This is a genomic window from Methylobacterium sp. J-068 (assembly GCF_022829445.1).
Classification (GTDB): Bacteria; Pseudomonadota; Alphaproteobacteria; order Rhizobiales; family Beijerinckiaceae; genus Methylobacterium.
Window position 1 is genome coordinate 1 of sequence record NZ_JAKSXY010000110.1, and the last position, 312, is coordinate 312.

1 protein-coding gene is annotated in these 312 nt (G+C 73.1%); it reads left to right on the forward strand.

Features of this window, described 5'->3' with window-relative positions:
- Positions 1-112: 112 nt before the first annotated feature.
- On the forward strand, positions 113-312 hold a 200-nt coding region (locus MKK54_RS19420), incomplete at its 3' end, for a hypothetical protein (RefSeq protein WP_244013265.1).

Below are 312 nucleotides of genomic sequence, written 5' to 3' on the forward strand. Positions count from 1 at the left end.
CGTGCCGGGCGCGTGGGGCTACGGCTCGATCCGCACTCGGGCGGGCCGGGAATGGGGCATCCTGCGCATGCGCGGTGTCTGACCGCGCGGGCCGGAACTCCACCCCGACGACGTGACGGTGCTCCAGCCGCAGACCGGGCGGACGCTGTCGACCGGCTTGGCCCTCGACAGCCAGGACCCTACCACGGGGGTGCTGGGCGATCTCGTCGAGTTGCAGGAGACCTACGGCGCGCGCTGGGCGATCCCGCCTGCTGCCCACCAGGTGCCGAGCGAGATGGTGGGTGACGACCTGACGGGCGCGCAGCTCTCCGA